At 65.9% G+C, this 18,337-nt stretch carries 13 protein-coding genes and 2 tRNA genes; 14 read left to right on the top strand and 1 reads right to left on the bottom strand.

Features of this window, described 5'->3' with window-relative positions:
• Positions 1-103 precede the first annotated feature (103 nt).
• The 11 genes from EX88_RS0102245 to EX88_RS0102195 all read left to right on the top strand — a co-directional run bounded on the left by EX88_RS0102245 (position 104) and on the right by EX88_RS0102195 (position 11,155).
• Positions 104-178: transfer RNA gene (locus EX88_RS0102245), tRNA-Val, on the top strand.
• Between the two features lie 238 nt (positions 179-416).
• A complete protein-coding gene (locus EX88_RS0102240; protein ID WP_031370389.1) occupies positions 417-2,285 on the top strand; it encodes an acyltransferase family protein in 1,869 nt (622 codons plus the stop codon).
• Between the two features lie 441 nt (positions 2,286-2,726).
• The gene (gene thrS, locus EX88_RS0102235) at positions 2,727-4,628 is read left to right on the top strand and encodes a threonine--tRNA ligase (RefSeq protein WP_031370388.1); all 1,902 of its coding nucleotides are present in this window, start codon (positions 2,727-2,729) and stop codon (positions 4,626-4,628) included.
• Positions 4,629-4,707: 79 nt separating this feature from the next.
• A complete protein-coding gene (gene infC / locus EX88_RS0102230) occupies positions 4,708-5,241 on the top strand; it encodes a translation initiation factor IF-3 (protein ID WP_200875790.1) in 534 nt (177 codons plus the stop codon).
• Positions 5,242-5,701: 460 nt separating this feature from the next.
• On the top strand, positions 5,702-5,899 hold the full coding sequence (gene rpmI / locus EX88_RS0102225) for a 50S ribosomal protein L35 (protein WP_027083463.1): 198 nt from the start codon (positions 5,702-5,704) through the stop codon (positions 5,897-5,899).
• Positions 5,900-5,911: 12 nt separating this feature from the next.
• Positions 5,912-6,271, top strand: coding sequence for a 50S ribosomal protein L20 (gene rplT / locus EX88_RS0102220; protein ID WP_031370386.1), 360 nt, complete (start codon positions 5,912-5,914; stop codon positions 6,269-6,271).
• A gap of 389 nt (positions 6,272-6,660) precedes the next feature.
• Positions 6,661-7,671 (top strand): phenylalanine--tRNA ligase subunit alpha, encoded by a 1,011-nt coding sequence (pheS, locus tag EX88_RS0102215; protein ID WP_031370385.1) that lies wholly within the window; start codon positions 6,661-6,663, stop codon positions 7,669-7,671.
• A 123-nt stretch (positions 7,672-7,794) separates the two neighbouring features.
• On the top strand, positions 7,795-10,191 hold the full coding sequence (gene pheT, locus EX88_RS0102210; protein WP_031370384.1) for a phenylalanine--tRNA ligase subunit beta: 2,397 nt from the start codon (positions 7,795-7,797) through the stop codon (positions 10,189-10,191).
• A gap of 64 nt (positions 10,192-10,255) precedes the next feature.
• Entirely contained in the window at positions 10,256-10,558 is a 303-nt protein-coding gene (locus EX88_RS0102205; protein WP_031370383.1) for an integration host factor subunit alpha, read from the top strand.
• Positions 10,551-10,907 carry a MerR family transcriptional regulator gene (locus tag EX88_RS0102200; RefSeq protein ID WP_031370382.1) on the top strand — a complete coding sequence of 119 codons (357 nt, stop codon included), beginning with the start codon at positions 10,551-10,553 and terminating at the stop codon, positions 10,905-10,907. Before EX88_RS0102205 ends, EX88_RS0102200 begins: the two co-directional genes overlap by 8 nt.
• Positions 10,908-11,078: 171 nt before the next feature.
• Positions 11,079-11,155, top strand: a tRNA-Pro gene (locus EX88_RS0102195).
• A 74-nt stretch (positions 11,156-11,229) separates the two neighbouring features.
• On the opposite strand, the gene EX88_RS25025 is transcribed toward EX88_RS0102195, so the two are convergent.
• Complete coding sequence (locus EX88_RS25025) at positions 11,230-11,886, bottom strand: LacI family DNA-binding transcriptional regulator (protein WP_161786064.1); 657 nt, start codon at positions 11,884-11,886, stop codon at positions 11,230-11,232.
• A gap of 610 nt (positions 11,887-12,496) precedes the next feature.
• Between EX88_RS25025 and EX88_RS0102185 the strand changes: the two genes are divergently transcribed.
• Genes EX88_RS0102185 through glk form a run of 3 tightly spaced genes read left to right on the top strand, consistent with a single transcriptional unit; the run spans position 12,497 to position 18,329 of the window.
• Positions 12,497-15,241 carry a TonB-dependent receptor gene (locus tag EX88_RS0102185; RefSeq protein WP_031370380.1) on the top strand — a complete coding sequence of 915 codons (2,745 nt, stop codon included), beginning with the start codon at positions 12,497-12,499 and terminating at the stop codon, positions 15,239-15,241.
• A 20-nt stretch (positions 15,242-15,261) separates the two neighbouring features.
• Complete coding sequence (locus EX88_RS0102180) at positions 15,262-17,331, top strand: glycoside hydrolase family 97 protein (RefSeq protein ID WP_161786063.1); 2,070 nt, start codon at positions 15,262-15,264, stop codon at positions 17,329-17,331.
• Positions 17,331-18,329, top strand: coding sequence for a glucokinase (glk, locus tag EX88_RS0102175; RefSeq protein ID WP_152566058.1), 999 nt, complete (start codon positions 17,331-17,333; stop codon positions 18,327-18,329). The genes EX88_RS0102180 and glk overlap by 1 nt, the downstream gene beginning before the upstream one ends.
• Positions 18,330-18,337 lie beyond the last annotated feature (8 nt).

The following is an 18,337-nucleotide window of genomic DNA, read 5'->3' as shown; positions in this document are numbered from 1 at the left end:
CTGCTCGGCCGAAACGAAAAACGGTTGCTCGCCGTCGCAGGCTGGGCTACACTGCGCGCCCCTCGCCGGGGAGTTTGCAGAAGGTTTCGGGCAATACGGCGACGGGCGGTTAGCTCAGCGGTAGAGCACTACCTTGACATGGTAGGGGTCACAGGTTCGAACCCTGTACCGCCCACCAATTCGGTGACGAAAGGCCCGGCGCAAGCCGGGCCTTTCTGTTTTTGGGCGCGGCCGGGCGTGCGGCGATAGGATGTGTGCGCCACGCATTGCCGCGTGGCTCATGGGGAATCCGGCCGGCCGGTCTGGCCGTGGCAATCGCGAAACTCGGGAGCTCCGGCGCGGTCCGGGGCGGGGCTGGTCATGGCGAATTCGACGAACTGATGGGTATGAGAGCGGATCGCCATCCGGGTCCGGGCATGCCGGCCTATCGTCCGGAAATCGATGGTCTGCGTGCGATCGCGGTGATCGGCGTAGTGCTCTATCACGCCGGGGTGCCGCTGCTCGACAACGGCTTCGTCGGAGTCGATATCTTTTTCGCGATATCGGGTTACCTGATCACCCGCCTGTTGTTGCGCGAATGGGACGAGCGGAAGCGCCTGGACTTTCTCGGATTCTATGCGCGCAGAGCGCGGCGGCTGCTGCCGGCGCTGATCGTCGTATGCATCGCGACCGTCGTCGCGACGGCGCTGTATGTGCCATCTCCGGACGATCAGCGCACCGTGGCGCAATCGGGCGCGGCCAGCTTGCTCTTCGTCGGGAATTTCTTCTTCCAGTCGCGAACCGGCGGCTACTTCGACGCCGACTCCGGCGCCATGCCTTTGCTGCATTTGTGGTCGCTGGGCGTGGAGGAGCAGTTCTACCTGCTTTGGCCGCTGCTGTTGCTGGGCCTGCTGCGGCTGCGGCGGCCGTGGATGATCGCACTGACCTTGTGCCTGGCGACGGCCTCCTTGGTCGCGGCCGAGCGCCTCATCGGCGCCGGCAACGACGCGGCCTTCTATCAGATGCCGACGCGATTCTGGGAGCTGGCGGCCGGCGGTCTGGTCGCGATGTCGCCGATGCGAACGGGCAGGGGAGCGCTGCTTGCCTGTTACGCGGGCGTGGCCCTGGCGGTGATCTCGTTGTTCGTGGCGTTTCTGCCGGGGCGCTTCCCTGGGCTCGGCGCGCTGCCCGCCGTCGCCGGCGCAGCCTTGATCCTGTGGAGCATCCATGTCGATGGCCGTTTGGGGGCTGCGGGTGCCCTGTTGCGCGCACGCCCGATGGTATTCGTCGGCTTGATCTCGTATTCGCTGTACCTGTGGCATTGGCCGTTGTTGGCGATCGCCAAGGCTGGAAGCATCGGAGCGATGTCGCCCGAGCTGAAGGCAGGGCTGGTCTTCGCCGCCATCGTCTTGGCCTGGCTCAGTTATCGCTGGATCGAACGGCCCTTTCGCGGCATGGTCGGCGCCGGCCCGGTCCGGACGATTAGTGCAGGTACTGCGATATCGGCCGCGCTCGCCATGGGGCTATTAGGGTTAGTCGGCTATATCGATAACGGCAAGGGCGCCGGTGCGCGCGCGTCGCGCGACCGCCCCGAGAATATGGCGACTTGCCATGCCAGCAGTTCGTCGCCGGTGCCGGCGGCTCCCGATCCGGTGTGCGCCTCGTCCGGCGAGGCGATCGATACGGTGATATGGGGCGATTCTCATGCCTTGGCATGGCAGCCGTTCGCCTGGGAGATCGCCGATCGCGCCGCCATCAACATCACTCGCGATTCTTGCGGTCCGGCATTGGGGTTCGCCGGCGTCAAGGGATACGAGTCGAAGGCGCCGGCTTGCGAGGCCTCGAATCGAATGGCGCTGGCGTATCTCGGGCGGTCCCGGCCGCACACGTTGATCGTCGCCGCGCGATGGTCGTCGTTCCTCGGCGATGCGCGCGCGGCGGAATTCGAGAGCGCGTTCATGAAAACCATGGCGATCGCGAGCGGGCTGGCCGAGCGCGTTTTGATCATGGGCCCGACTCCCGAGCTCGCCGCACGCGCGCAGCAGTGCATCGATCTCGGCAAGCTGCAATCCTGCGCCGAACCCAGGGCGCACTATGCGGCGCGCACCAAGCGGTCGCGCAGGTTGCTCTATGCCGTGGCGGCGACTTACCCGAACGTGCAGGTGGTCGACCCGGAGGCCTACTTCTGCAGCGCAGAGTCCTGCGGCGTCCTGCGAGACGGGTTCTCGCTGTATTGGGACGACGACCATATTTCCTCCACGGCGGCACGCCGCTTCGCGGAGCAGTGGCAGGATTCCCGGCGTTGATTCACCGGCGCCGGCCCGGCTGGGCTCGGATCTGCTGAGCCGGCCGGCCTGTCGCCGTTGACTTGGCTGCCCGCGTCCCCAACTATTGCTGTCTGGATCGGCACTGGGCCGTTCCCGAACCCGAGGTGGCCCGCGCGAACCGCCGGCCTAGCGTGCGACATGGACACTACCCGCGCCCATCGCTGAATCGCCCGAGGCCCCGCAGATGCAGGCGCCTTCGTGGCGCTTTTTTCTTGCCGCCGGCTTGTCGGCGTCTCCACTGGCGCTGCCCGATCCGGGGTTGCCCGTCGGGCGATCCCACCGGTTTCGCCGCTCCCCGCTGTTTGTTTCGCACCGACTCCCGATTCCGGGTCGCTGCCGCCGCCGCAGATCCGCCCTCGCAAGGGGCGCTGCCGGCTGGGGCGGTCACTCACCAACGCTCGAGCCTACGAAGACCCCGCCATGATCGCCATTACGCTCCCCGACGGCAGCCGCCGCGAATTCGAACATCCCGTGTCCGTCATGGACGTCGCCGCCTCGATCGGCGCCGGCCTGGCCAAGGCCACCGTGGCCGGCGAGGTCGACGGCAAGTTGGTCGACGCCAGCGACCGCATCGATCACGACGCCAAGCTGCGCATCATCACCCCCAAGGACCCGGAAGGCGTCGAGATCATCCGCCATTCCTGCGCCCACCTGGTCGGGCACGCGGTCAAGCAGCTGTACCCGACCGCCAAGATGGTGATCGGCCCGGTCATCGACGAAGGCTTCTATTACGACATCTGGTACGAGCGTCCGTTCACGCCCGAGGACCTGGCCGCGATCGAGCAGCGCATGGTCCAGCTGATCGACAAGGATTACGACGTGATCAAGAAGGTCACGCCGCGCGAGGAGGTCATCTCGGTGTTCCAGTCGCGCGGCGAGGACTACAAGCTGCGCCTGGTCGAGGACATGCCCGACGAGCAGGCGATGGGCCTGTACTACCACGAGGAATACGTCGACATGTGCCGCGGCCCGCACGTGCCGAACACGCGTTTCCTCAAGGCCTTCAAGCTGACCCGCATTTCCGGCGCGTACTGGCGCGGCGACTCCAAGAACGAGCAGTTGCAGCGCGTCTACGGCACTGCCTGGGCCGACAAGAAGCAGCTGGCGGCCTACATCCAGCGTATCGAGGAAGCCGAGAAGCGCGACCACCGCCGCATCGGCAAGCAGCAGGACCTGTTCCACCTGCAGGAAGAGGCGCCGGGCCTGGTGTTCTGGCACCCGAAGGGCTGGTCGATCTGGCAGGTCGTCGAGCAGTACATGCGCCGCGTCTACCGCGACAGCGGCTACGGCGAAGTGCGTTGCCCGCAGATCCTCGACGTGTCGCTGTGGCAGAAGTCCGGCCACTGGGACAACTACAAGGAGAACATGTTCTTCACCGAGTCGGAGAAGCGCACCTACGCGGTCAAGCCGATGAACTGCCCGGGCCACGTCCAGGTGTTCAACCAGGGCCTGCACAGCTACCGCGACCTGCCGATCCGCTACGGCGAGTTCGGCTCCTGCCATCGCAACGAGCCCTCCGGCGCGCTGCACGGCATCCTGCGCGTGCGCGGCTTCACCCAGGACGACGGCCACGTGTTCTGCCTGGAAGACCAGATCGAGTCCGAGGTCACCGCGTTCCACCGCCAGGCCCTGGCGGTGTACGGCGATTTCGGCTTCGAGGACATCCAGATCAAGATCGCCCTGCGCCCGGACTCGCGCCTGGGCGACGACGCCACCTGGGACAAGGCCGAGGCGGCCCTGCGCAGCGCCCTGGGCGCCTGCGGGGTCGAATGGCAGGAACTGCTGGGCGAGGGCGCCTTCTACGGCCCCAAGATCGAATACCACCTCAAGGACGCGATCGGCCGGACCTGGCAGCTGGGCACGATGCAGGTCGACTTCATGATGCCGGGCCGGCTGGGCGCGGAATACGTCGACGAGAACAGCCAGCGCCGCACCCCGGTCATGCTGCACCGGGCCATCGTCGGCTCGATGGAGCGTTTCATCGGCATCCTGATCGAGCACCACGCCGGCCAGTTCCCGGCCTGGCTGGCCCCGGTTCAGGCCACCGTGATGAACATCACCGACGCCCAGGCCGATTATGTGGACGAAGTCCGGAAACTCCTTGCAAATCAAGGGTTCCGGGTCCAGTCGGATTTGCGGAACGAAAAGATCGGCTATAAGATTCGCGAGCACACGCTGCAGCGCGTGCCGTACCTGCTTGTGGCCGGCGACCGCGAGAAGGACAATGGCATGATTGCGGTGCGTACGCGGGGTGGGGAGGACCTGGGGACGATGACCGTCGCCGAGTTCGCTTCGCGTTTGAACGGCGAGAACGTCGGCTAACCGCGCGCAGCTCGTACAGATCCCGTCCCGGTCCGAGCCCGGGACGGCCCGATGCGCAAACAGCGTATCCACTTTGGAGATTGCAACAATCAGTACCCCCGAGAAGCCGAATCGTAAGAACAACGAGATCCGCGTACCGCGCGTACGCGTGATCGGCAGCGATGGCGAAATGATCGGCGTGCTTACGCGCGACGAAGCCTTGCGCATGGCCGAGGACGAGGCGCTGGATCTTGTCGAGATTCAGCCGAATGCCGATCCGCCGGTCTGCCGCATCATGGACTTCGGCAAGTACAAGTTCGAACTGCAGAAGAAGGCCAATGCGGCCAAAAAGAAGCAGAAGCAGGTCGAAATCAAGGAACTCAAGTTCCGTCCGGTGACCGACGAAGGCGACTACCAGATCAAGCTGCGCAACATGCGCCGTTTTCTGGAAGAGGGCGACAAGGTCAAGGTCAACATCCGTTTCCGTGGCCGCGAGATGAGCCATCAGGAACTCGGTCGCGAGATGGCGGCCCGGATCGAGGCCGACCTGGGCGAGGACATCGTCGTCGAGTCGCGTCCGCGACTGGAAGGGCGGCAGATGGTCATGATGATCGCGCCGAAGAAAAAGCAGTAAGCCTGCACAGGGCCGCGAAAGCGGCCCTTCTTCGTAGCGCCGCGAACCGGCGCTGCGAACCGTGTCGATCGCCCCCGCACAGCGGCTGCGGCGCTCGCCGCACGACGGCCCGCATCGACGGCCGCATCGAAGATCGGGCCGCGGGCCGGCGCGGAGGTTTCGCGCATTCGGCCCTGGCCGGGCCCCGTCCCGGCCCTGTGGCCAGGCATCGCCGGCCTGCCGGCCCGGCCGCGAACCGAGCCTCGTAAGCCGCTGATTTGCGTAAGCTTCCGGCCTCGCGCATACTATGCGGCCCGGTTCGCCGGGGTTGTTGTATGCAGCATCACGGACCTGTCGTAGATTCGTTTCAGATCAACGACTTACAAGCCGGCAAGGGCAGGACGGAAAGAGTGGCCAGCGCATTGCGCGCATCGGTGCCACCGCCCAGGCCAGTGACATAAACCTCCGAAAGGACATCGCAATGCCCAAGATCAAGACCAATCGGGCGGCAGCCAAGCGCTTCCGGAAGACCGCTTCCGGCAAGTACAAGTGCGGCCACGCCAACAAGAGCCACATCCTCACCAAGAAAGCGACCAAGCGTAAGCGCAACCTGCGGCAGACGAACCACGTTCGTGCCGAGGACGCTGGCCGTCTGGACCGCATGCTTCCGTATTTGTGAGGAGAATAGAAAATGGCACGAGTTAAGCGTGGTGTAACGGCACGAGCCCGTCACAAGAAAATCCTGAAGCAGGCCAAGGGCTACTACAACGCCCGCCGCAAGGTCTTCCGCGTCGCCAAGCAGGCGGTCACGAAGGCTCTGCAGTACGCCTACATCGGTCGTAAGCAGAAGAAGCGCAATTTCCGTTCGCTGTGGATCACCCGCATCAATGCGGCGGCCCGCATCAACGGCTTGAGCTACAGCCGTTTCATCAACGGCATGCTGAAGGCCGGCATCACCCTCGACCGTAAGGTGCTGGCGGATATCGCCGTGCACGACGCGAAGGGTTTTGCGGCGCTGGCCGAAAAGGCGAAGAGCGCGCTCGCGGCGTAACCTGCTTCATTCCCCGTCCGAGCCGAGTGCCGATGCACGAGGTTCGCGACGTGGGCACAAGGTTAAGGCATGGGGAAGGGCGCAAGTCCTTCCCCATTGTCGTTTCTGGGCCCCGTTCCCAGGCCCTGCTTTCGGATCCATCGTCGGATTCCGCGGCGGGTTTCCGGCGGGGTCGTTCGATCCGGTCGCTACCGCGGTTTGTTCGCGGCAACGGCAGGCTGCTGTACCGCTCGTCGCTCGGTCAAAGCCGAATCCATCCGTTCTTGCGGTCGCCGCGCTTCGGTTCCCGACAGCGCCACCGCCAGCGGGGTCCGGTTGTTCGCCGCAGCGACGGTCCGAGGACGATGCCCGGCGACATCCGCGTCGGGCGCTAAGAGATTGGAAAGGCGATGAGTGGAATCGAAGCACTGACCCGACAGGCGCTGGACGAGATCGCCGCGGCGGCGTCTTCCGATGCGATCGAAGCGCTGCGCGTTTCGCTGCTCGGCAAGTCCGGCAGCGTCACCGCCCAGCTCAAGCAGCTCGGCACCCTGCCGGCCGAAGAACGCAAGGCTGCCGGCGAAGCGATCAACAAGGCGCGCGACGCGCTGACCGCCGCGTTGGGCGAGCGCAAGATCGCGCTCGACGATGCCGCGCTCGATGCGCGGCTGGCGTCGGAAACCATCGACGTGACCCTGCCCGGCGTCGACGCCGCGCGCGGCGGCCTGCACCCGGTCAGCCGCACCATGGAGCGCATGGCGGACATCTTCGGCCGCCTCGGTTTCGAGCTCGCCGACGGTCCCGAGATCGAGGACGACTGGCATAACTTCGAAGCCCTGAACTTCCCGCCGCATCACCCGGCGCGGGCGATGCACGACACGTTCTATTTCGCACCCGACGAGGCCGGCGTCGCGCGCCTGTTGCGCACCCATACCTCGGGCATGCAGGTGCGCTACATGCTGCAGAACAAACCGCCGCTGCGCATGATCGCGCTCGGCAAGGTGTATCGCAGCGACAGCGACCAGACCCACACGCCGATGTTCCACCAGTGCGAAGGCCTGTTGATCGACGAACACTCCAGCTTCGCCGACCTCAAGGGCACCCTGGCCGAATTCGTGCGCGCGTTCTTCGAGCGCGATTTCGAGATGCGCTTCCGCCCGAGCTATTTCCCCTTCACCGAGCCCTCGGCCGAAGTCGACATCGCCTGGCAGCAGCCCGACGGCAGCACCCGCTGGCTGGAAGTGCTGGGCTGCGGCATGGTCCATCCGAACGTGCTGCGCAATGTCGGCATCGACCCGGAGCGCTACACCGGCTATGCCTTCGGCATGGGCGTGGAGCGCCTGACCATGCTGCGCTACGGCGTCGACGACCTGCGCAGTTTCTTCGAGAACGATGTCAGGTTTCTCAAGCAGTTTGCTTGAGGCGGGAATCGGGAATGGGGAATAGGGAATCGTAAGAGCGAGAGCTCCGATTCCCACACTCCCACCCCGACCCGCGTAGCGCCGTCCGATTCCCCATTCCCTATTCCCGATTCCCGGCCTCCCATGAAATTCTCCGAAAACTGGCTGCGCCAGCATGTGCCGACCACCGCCACGCGTGAGCAGCTCGCTGCGACGTTGACCGCGATCGGCCTCGAAGTCGAAGAAGTCGTCGCCCTGGGCGAATCGCTGGACGGCGTGGTCGTCGCCCGCATCGTCAGCGCCGAGAAGCATCCCGAAGCCGACCGCCTGCAGGTCTGCCAGGTCGATACCGGCCACGGCATCGTGCAGATCGTCTGCGGCGCGCCCAATGCGCGCGCCGGCCTGATCGCGCCCTTGGCCACGGTGGGCGCCTCGCTGCCCGGCGGCCTGGCGATCAAGGCGGCCAAGCTGCGCGGCGTCGAGTCCTTCGGCATGTTGTGTTCGGCCAAGGAACTCGGCGTCGACCCGGATGCTTCGGGCCTGCTCGAACTGCCGTCCGACGCCCCGGTCGGCACGCCGCTGGCGCAATATCTCGCGCTGCCCGATGCCAGCATCGAGATCAAGCTGACCCCGAACCGCGCCGATTGCTTCAGCGTGCGCGGCATCGCTTACGACGTCGCCGCGGCCACCAGCAGTGCGGTGAGCCCGTTGCAGGTCGCGCCGATCGAGGCCGCCATCGCCGCGAGCCTGCAGGTCGAGCTCGACGCCGGCGCCGACGTGCCGCGCTATTGCGGCCGCGTGATCGAAGGCCTCGACGCGACCACGCCGACCCCGGTGTGGATGGCCGAGCGCCTGCGCCGCAGCGGCGTGCGTCCGGTCTCGCTGCTGGTCGACGTCACCCAGTACGTGATGCTCGAAATCGGCCAGCCCATGCATGCCTTCGACCGCGACACCCTGCAGGGGCCGGTCGGCGTGCGCCATGCCCGTGCCGGCGAGACCACCCAGTTGCTCAACGGCCAGACCGTGAGCCTCGACGAGTCGTTCCTGGCGATCACCGACGGCAGCGGCGACGCGCAGCGCGTAATCGCCCTCGGCGGCATCATGGGCGGCTTCGACAGCCGGGTCACCGATGCGACCCGCAACGTGTTCCTGGAGGCCGCGCATTTCGCCCCGGCCGCGATCATTGGCCGCGGCCGCAAGCTCGGCCTGCACACCGATGCCGGCCACCGCTTCGAGCGCGGCGTCGATCCCGAGTTGCCGCGCATCGCCATCGAATACGCGACCCGTCTGATCCTCGACATCGCCGGCGGCACCCCGGGGCCGCTGAGCGAGTCGGCGCTGCCGGAGCATTTGCCGCATCCGCAACCGGTCAGGCTGCGACGCGCGCGCCTGGCGCGTGTGCTGGGGCTGACCGTGGCCGACGCCGAAGTCGAGCGCATCCTCGGTGCGCTCGGCCTGACCGTCGAAGCCAGCGACGACGGCTGGCGGGTGACGCCGCCGAGCCGACGCTTCGATATCGCGATCGAGGAAGACCTGATCGAGGAAATCGCCCGCATCCACGGTTACGACCGGATCCCGACCACCTTGCCGGCCGGTTCCGCGCGCCTGGTCGCTCCGAGCGAGACCCGCGTCGATGCCGCGACCGTGCGCCGCCAGTTGGCCGCGCGCGATTATCTGGAAGCAGTCAACTACGCCTTCGTCGACGCCGCCTGGCTGGCGCTGTGGCAGGCCGGCGAGGGCGCGGTGCCGCTGGCCAACCCGCTCAGCGCCGAACTCGGCGTGATGCGCACCCTGCTGCTGCCGGGGCTGGTCGCAGCCCTGGCCCGCAACGCCTCGCGCCAGCAGGCGCGCGTGCGCCTGTTCGAGCTCGGCAACGTGTTCCGTGCCAATCCGGCCGCTTCGCCGCTGGAAACCCAGCGCATCGCCGCGGCGGTCTGCGGCGATGTCCAGGCCGAGCAATGGGGCGCCAGCGCGCGCCCGGTCGGTTTCCACGACCTGCGCGGCGACCTCGACAGCCTGGCCGCCGCCGCCGGTGCGCGCCTGGACTACCGTCCGTCGCAGCAGCCCTGGGCCCACCCGGGCCGCTCGGCCGATGTCTACCGGGTCGACGGCGGCGCCGAGCGCCGCCTGGGCTGGATCGGCCAGCTGCATCCGCGTCTGCTCAAGGCACTGGACCTCGACCAGGACGTGGTCGCGTTCGAGCTGGACCTGGCGCCGCTGGTCGAGCGCGCCATCCCCAGGGCCGCGGCGCTGTCCAAGTACCCCTCGGTGCGCCGCGATCGGGCCTTCATCGTCGCCGAATCGGTGGCGTGGTCGGCCATCCAGGCCACCGTTCAGGCGGCCGCCGGCCCCAGCCTGCGCGAGCTGGTCCTGTTCGACCGCTACCAGGGCAAGGGCGTGGAAACCGGATTCAAGAGTCTCGCTATGGGCTTGATTCTGCAGGATGAATCGCGCACCCTGACCGATCGGGATGTGGACGCGGTCGTGGCCGAAGTGACGGCAGCGGTGGAACGCGAACACGGCGCCCGGTTGCGCACGTGAGTACTCGCGAGGCGTGTGGCGATTGCGGCCCCGGTCCCAGCCCGGGCGTCGCGCAGAGGACAAAATGGCACTAACGAAAGCGGAAATGGCGGAGCGGTTGTTCGACGAAGTCGGGCTGAACAAGCGCGAGGCCAAGGAGTTCGTCGACGCATTCTTCGATGCGTTGCGCGAGGCTCTGGAGCAGGGACGGCAGGTCAAGCTGTCGGGGTTCGGCAATTTCGATCTGCGCCGCAAGAACCAGCGGCCCGGTCGCAACCCGAAGACCGGCGAGGAGATCCCGATTTCGGCGCGTACGGTGGTGACCTTCCGTCCGGGCCAGAAACTGAAGGAACGCGTCGAAGCGTACAGCGGAGGCGAGCATGCTTGACCCGGGCAGTAACCGAGAACTTCCGCCGATCCCGGCGAAGCGCTACTTCACCATCGGTGAGGTCAGCGAGCTGTGCGACGTCAAGCCGCACGTGCTGCGTTACTGGGAGACCGAGTTTCCCACGCTCAATCCGGTCAAGCGCCGCGGCAACCGCCGCTACTACCAGCGCCACGAGGTGTTGATGGTGCGCCAGATCCGCGGCCTGCTGTACGAGCAGGGCTATACGATCGGCGGCGCGCGCCTGCGCCTGGAAGGCGACTCGGCGAAAGACGAATCGGCGCTGAGCTCGCAGATCGTCAAGCAAGTGCGCATGGAGCTGGAAGAAGTCCTGCAACTGCTGCGCCGCTGAAGGGCCGCCGGGATTCGGGCATCGGGAGTGGGGGATCGGACGCGGCACCGCGGTCCATCGATTCTCCACTCCCGATTCCCCATTGCCGGCGGCAACGGCTATACTTGCCGCCCGTTCGCAAGAGCGGATTTCGCGAGAACGGATTTCGCGGGAAAAGATCTAGCAACACGTCGGGGCGTAGCGCAGCCTGGTAGCGCATCTGCCTGGGGGGCAGAGGGTCGTCGGTTCAAATCCGGCCGTCCCGACCACTAGATTCTAAAGACCGGCTGCCTCACGCAGGGCGCGCGGTCCTCCATCCCAGCGGGATGGACGCTGCCGATATTCATCGGCGTTCGAGGCCAAGGCCTTTCCCAGACTCAACGTCCTGCCGGGTAACGATGCCGGAGCTATCGCATGTCCGCGCTCCGCCGTATGGCGAATGCGGCCGAGCGCACGCGTTTTGTGCCGGGGTATGGGCGGGTGACGGTCGAGCCTGGGTTGAACTCCTGGCCAGCCGCCCTTCGAGCGGATTCCCTACGCGTCGCAGGACTCGCGCACGAGGCAGGCGCTGGGAGGTCGGCTTCTGTCCCTCGTGGGCGAGCAGCGCTTTTGCGACCAACAGGCGGCCTGCCTGGACCGGGTCTTGGCGGACGGTCGAGAGTGTGGGGCGGGTGTAGGTGGAGATCTCGACGTCGTCGTAGCCGACCACCGCCACATCCTCGGGAATGCGCAGGCCGTGGCGCTTCAGCCTGCGCATCGCGCCGATCGCGAGCATGTCGCTGGCGGCATTGGCCGGCATCGAGCGAGCGCGCCGGCGGCCGGGCGCGGCGTGCCGGGCATGCTGGGTCAGGCTGATCATCATCAGGCGGGTTTCGGCATTCACGCGCGCGCCGCCGTTCGAAGTGCGCGAAACCGTCGAAATCGAAACACCGGCCTTCTTGGCGATGTCTTCCAGGCGCAATTTCTTGTCCCCTGGCGCGGCATCGTCGGAGTGATTCAAGGACGGAGTCTGCGGCGCGGAGAGGGCAGCGCGGCGGTTCGACGGCAGCGATCGCAGTCCGGCGACTGCGTTGTACCGCGCCCACGAACGAAGCGACGGGCCGTGGCCGCATTCGCGCGTCCGTCGGCTGCGTCAAAGTGTGTGTTTGCGCAAGCGGATTGTGCGCTTGCAGCAATTCGCCGCCGTGTGCCGGTGAGCGTGGCCGTCCTTTGCCCGACAAGCTCCGGCCGTTGTGGCAGCGGATGCAAGCACGAGTGCGCCCGCATCCGCCGCAGATGCCGGGCCCCGATTCGACGCTTGCGCGAATTGCCAGACGGACCACGACTGGGGGCCAAACGTTTGATTCGGCATAAGAAACCAAGGGCGATGCGGGATTCCTGCAGCGCTGTGCTGCTGCGCGAGCGCGGATCGATCTTGGCCAGTCTCAGCCGTTACGAATGCAATCGCATGGTTTCTCGCGGGTCGGCGCATCGATCTAAGGAATGTGCTTAGTTTTAAGGTGTTTTGTCATGGAAGAACACACTGGTTTGCAGCAATTGCATGGCACAAATTTTCTGCACTAGTGTCCGCTATGACAGCGCTGTCATGTCGGCGGCGGGAGGTGACACCGATGAGCGAGACACCGAAGTTGGCGGCCTTGGCCGCTGCCTGCCTGCTGGGCATCGCATCCATGAGTCAGCGGGCGCACGCGCAGAACGCGCCCGTCGAGGCCGCTGCCGGCAAAGCGACCGAACCGAATGCGGTTCCGGAGGTCACCGACCTGGACAGGATCGAAGTGGTCGGTATCCGCGGCAGCCTGGAGCGTTCGTCCGATCGCAAGAAGGAAGAAAAATCCATCAGCGACACGATTAGCGCCGAAGACGTCGGCAAGTTTCCCGACGCCAACATCGCCGATGCGCTGCAACGCGTGACCGGCGTGCAGATCACCCGCACCTCCGGCGGCGAAGGCCGTTTCGTTTCGATCCGCGGCTTGAACAGTCAGTTCAACCTGGCCACCTTCAACGGCCGCGTCCTCGCCACCGACAACGCCGGTCGCGATTTCAGTTTCGACGTGATGCCGGCGGAAGCCTTGAGCCGGGTGACGGTCTACAAGTCGCCGACCGCATCGCAGATCGAAGGCAGCATCGGCGGACTGGTCGAGCTGTCGACTTTCGACCCGATGTCGCGGCCGGGGTTGCACTTCAACGGCTCGTTCAGCGGTCTGTACGACGAGGCCTCGTCGGATACGACTCCGCGCCTGGGTTTCGTCGCCAGCAACACCTTGAAGGACAACACCGTCGGCGTCTTCGGCGGGCTGTACTACTACAAGCGCAAGTGGCGCTCGGACACGTTCGAGAGTTTCGCGCGCAGCACCGAGACCACCGATTCCAACGGCGACGGCGTGCGCAACGATCGGGTCGACGGGCGCGGCGCGTTCCCCGGGATCATTTCCTATCAGGTCAAGACCGGCGACCGAGAGCGCCTGAGCTGGGTTGGGGGGCTGACCTGGGAGCCGAACGATCGCCTGAAGAGCACCGTCGATGCGTTCTATTCGCGCTACGACACGCCCGAGACCAGTTACTCCTACAACGTCAATTTCTACAGCAACGACGGTTGGGGACGCTTCGCCAATGCGACCCTGGCGCCGTGGAACGGCGGCGGCGTCAATCGCTATCTGATCACTTCCTTCGATCTCGACAACACCCCGCTCGAGATCGGCACCGACAGCAAGGAGCGCAAGGTCGACCTGTACCAGCTGGGCTGGAACACCCGCTTCCATGCGACCGACAAGCTGACCGCCGTGTTCGACCTGGCCTACTCGGTCGCGGACCGCCCGAACAGCGGCAAGAGCTATTTCACCGTCGCCGGCGTCAATGGCGGCCGCTATCGTTACGAGGCGACCAGCCCGGTGCCGAGCGTGACTTGCGTATTGCCGGACGCGCGCAGCTGCCTGGACGTCGGCAACGACGAAATTGGCCTGCACTTCATGGAGCCGAAGGGCGAGTCGACCCGCGACGAGGCGTTCTCGACGCGCGTGGATCTCGACTACACCACTTATTTCGGCGATGTGATGGCGGTCCTGGAAGGCGGCTTGTTCTACTCGAGCCGGCAGAAGGACAAGCAGTACTACGCTTCGCCGAGCGGCTGCGGTTATTGCGGCTTCGGCGATACCCTCGGCGAAGCCGGTATCGACGCCGTCGTGCCGTTCCCGGACGGCGGATACCGCGCCGGCCTGGTGGGCGGGCGCAACCGGTGGCCGGCCCTGGACGCGAACGCCTTGTTCGCGGCGGCGATCAAGTTGCGAGGGCAGGACTACTTCAACGCGACCATCGCCCCGCGCTTGCAGCAGCGTTCGTCGTCGCAGATCGAAGAGGATCAATACGGTACCTATCTGCAGGCCAATTTCAGCGGCGACCGCTGGGACGGCAACGTCGGCGTGCGTTATGTGCGTACCGACCTGGTCTCGAAGGGGCATACCCAGGAACTGCTGGCCTTGGTGCCGATCCCGAACAGCACCAACTACACGCCGACCTTCTCGGACGTGCGCCCGGTCGACGTCGATCACAACTACGACGACTGGCTGCCGTCGGCCAATTTCACTTATCGCTTCAACGACCACCTGCAATTGCGCGCCGCCGCTTCCCGCGCCATCACCCGGCCGACCTTCCTGCAACTCGGCGTGGACGTGAACTACGAGATCAACAGCTATCCGCCGCGGGTGACCCGCAACGGCAACCCGAAGCTGGAGGCGATCCGCTCCGATGCCTTCGACCTCTCGCTGGAGTGGTACGGCGACGAGGGCGCGGCGGCTTCGGTCGCGGCGTTCTACAAGAACATCGACGGCTTCATCACCTCCGGCCTGTTCCCGGAAACGATCCTGGGCCAGACCTTCCAGGTGACCGCGCCGCTCAACGGCGACACGGCCAAACTCAAGGGCCTGGAAGCGGCCTACCAGTACATGTTCCCCAGCGGTTTTGGCGGGCAGATCAACTACACCTACGTCGACAGCAAGGCCGAGGTGACGATCAACGGCGCGCGCAAGACCACCACGCTGGACGGCGTGTCGAGGAATACCCTCAACCTGCAGGCCATCTACGAGAAGGGGCCGATCGCGGCGCGGCTGTCGTACTCGTACCGCGACAAGTACGTCGCCTGCTCGGTGTGCGGGCCGGTCAACACGCCGGCCACCACCGCCGCCTCGGGCTTCCTGGACTTCAGCGGCAGCTATCAGTTCAATGATGCGGTCACCGCTTTCCTGCAGATCTACAACATCACCGAGGAAGAGGAGCACGCCTACGCGATGGACAAGCGCTTTACCACCTTCTACGAGCCCTATGCGCGGCGTTTCGAGCTGGGCGTGCGAGTTGCCTTTTGACCGTCGAGTGGAGTTTTCCGATGAAAACCGTGTTCGTTTCATTCTGGCGGCAGCGTTGCGCGATGGCGGCTGCGCTGTCGTTGTTTGGAGGCTTGTTGGCGCCCTTCGAGCCCGCGCGCGCAGCGACCGTCGCCGAGGCGCAATCGCCCGACGGCAGTCTGAAGGTCAGCGTCGTCGTCGAAGACGAGGGCAAACTCAGTTATCGCGTCGACCGCAAGGGTGTCGCGTTGATCGGCGACTCGCGTCTGGGCATGTTGCTCGGCAGCGGGCGTCTGGAGCGGAACCTCGCCTTCGTGAGTAAAAGCACGAGCCCGCACGACGACACCTGGGAGCAGCCCTGGGGCGAGCGTCAGTTCGTGCGCAACCGCTACAACGAACTGCGCGTCGCGATCGGCGAAACCCTGGGGGCGAAACGCAGGTTCGATGTGGTTTTCCGCTTGTACGAAGACGGACTGGGGTTTCGTTACGAGTTCCCCGAGCAGGGGCCGGAGCCGGTCGTGATCGAGGAGGAACTGACCGAGTTCAACCTGGCTCAAGCAGGCACCGCCTGGTGGATCCCCGCGGGCGAATGGAATCGCGAGGAGTACCTGTATCACCGCACGCCCATCGAGGCGGTCGGCTTCGCCCAGACCCCGATCACGGCGAAGTTGGCCGACGCGACCCATGTCTCGATCCACGAGGCGGCCCTGGTCGACTACTCGGGCATGAACCTGGTACGGGTGGACGGTCGCCGGCTCAAGAGCGTGCTGACACCGGGCGAAGGTGTGGGCAAAGTCGTGCGCCTGGCCCCGTTCCATACCCCGTGGCGTACGCTCCAGGTGGCCGACGATGCCGGTGGCCTGGCGATGTCGAGCCTGATCCTCAACCTCAACGAGCCGAACAAGCTCGGCGACGTGTCCTGGTTCAAGCCGATGAAGTACGCCGGGGTCTGGTGGGAGATGCATCTCGACAGCAAGACCTGGTCCTCCGGGCTGCGCCATGGCGCGACCGACGAGAACGTGATCCGCCATATCGATTTCGCCGCGAAGAACGGCTTCAAGGGCGTGCTGGTGGAAGGTTGGAATCTGGGCTGGGACGGGCACTGGTTCGGCGACGGCGGCGAGTTCGATTTCACCCGTTCCTATCCCGACTTCGATCTGCCCAAGCTCAGCGCGTACGCGAAGTCCAAGGGCGTGCAGCTGATCGGCCATCACGAAACCGCCGGTAACGTCGCCCGTTACGAATCGCAGTTGGAGGCGGCGCTGGCCTTGTATCAGCGCATGGGCGTGAACGCGGTCAAGACCGGCTATGTCGCCGATGCCGGCGATATCCAACTGCGCGGCGCCGATGGCCGCTTGCATCGCGCCTGGCACGAAGGCCAGGACATGGCGCGCCACCATCTGAAGGTCGTATCGGAAGCGGCCAGGCACCAGATTGCAATCAACGCGCACGAACCGATCAAGAGCACCGGCCTGCGCAGGACCTACCCAAACTGGATTTCCAACGAAGGCGCGCGCGGCATGGAGTACAACGCCTGGGGCAAGCCGCCGAATCCCCCCGAGCACGAAGCCAATCTGGTGTTCACCCGGCTGCTCGCCGGGCCGATGGATTTCACCCCGGGCATCCTCAGCCTGACCGGCGCCAAGGGCATGCCGATCCAGAGCACCCTGGCCAAGCAACTGGCGCTGTACGTCGTGCTGTACAGCCCGATCCAGATGGTGCCGGACTTGCCCGAGCACTATGAGCGTTATCCGGAGGCGTTCCAGTTCATCAAGGACGTGGCGGTGGATTGGTCGGATACGCGCGTGCTCAACGGCGAAGTAGGCGACTACGCGACCGTGGCGCGCAAGCAACGCGGAGGCGACGACTGGTTCCTCGGCAGCATTTCCGACGAGAACGCGCGGACCTTGAAGGTGCCGCTGGACTTCCTCGATGCCGGCAAGACCTATCGCGCCGAGATCTACCGCGACGGCGCCGATGCCGACTGGAAGGGCGAGCGTTTTTCGTTCGCGCGCGAGAGCCGGGACGTGCGTCGGGGCGAGGTGCTGTCGATCCGCCTGGCGCCGGGCGGCGGGCAGGCCATCCGTTTCACACCGGCCGGCGGGCGCTGATGTCCCCGAATATCCTGCTGGCCGATATCGGTGGAACCAATGCCCGATTCGCGCTGTGCGATGCGGACCGATCGGCGGCCGTGCGGCTCGAAAGCGTGCGCGAGTATGCGGTCGTCGACTTTCCTTCGCTCGGCCACGCGGCCCAGCACTATCTGGCGCAGATCGAGGCGAGCGCCGGCAGCGGCGTGTTCGCGGTCGCCGGCCGCGTCGCCGGGCAAGAGGCGCGCATCACCAACCATCCCTGGGTGATTTCCACCGAACGCACCCGGGCGATGCTGGGCTTCGAGCGTTTGTCGTTGATCAACGATTTCACCGCGCAGGCGATGGCGATCCGGTTGTTCCAGCCCGAGGACGTGGTCAGCGTCGGTGGTGCCGATTGGCGGCCCGACGAGCCGCGACAGGCGCGCAACTACGCCGTGCTCGGGCCGGGCACCGGGCTCGGCGTGGGTGGGTTGATCGTGCGCGAGGGATGCTGTCACCCGCTCGAGACCGAAGGCGGCCACATCAGCTTCGCGCCGGGAACGCCGGAGGAAATCCAGATCCTCAAATATCTGTCTAAGGAGTTCGGTCGGGTGTCGAACGAAAGGCTGATCTCGGGCCCAGGCCTGGTCAACATTCATCGCGCCCTGAGCCAGATCGCCAAGACCGATCCCGGTCCGCTGCAGCCGTGCGACATCACCGCGATGGCGGCCGAGGGCGATGCGCGCTGTCTGCGCGCAATCGACATCTTCTGCGCGGTGTTCGGCGCCGTTGCCGGCGACCTGGTGCTGACCCTGGGCGCCTGGGACGGCGTGTTCCTGGCCGGAGGGCTGGTGCCGAAGATGCTGCACTCGTTGCAACGCTCCGGGTTCAGGCAACGCTTCGAGCACAAGGGGCGCTTCTCGCCGGTCATGGCGGCCGTGCCGGTGCTGGCGATCACCCACCCGCATGCCGGCTTGCTCGGTGCGGCGAGTTACGCCCGCCATGCGCTGCCGGACGAGTATCGGGCGGCGAGTTAGGCGGACGG

The sequence above is a fragment of the Lysobacter antibioticus genome (genome assembly GCF_000731095.1).
Lineage (GTDB): Bacteria > Pseudomonadota > Gammaproteobacteria > Xanthomonadales > Xanthomonadaceae > Lysobacter > Lysobacter antibioticus_B.
This window is presented reverse-complemented; position numbering and strand designations above follow the sequence as displayed.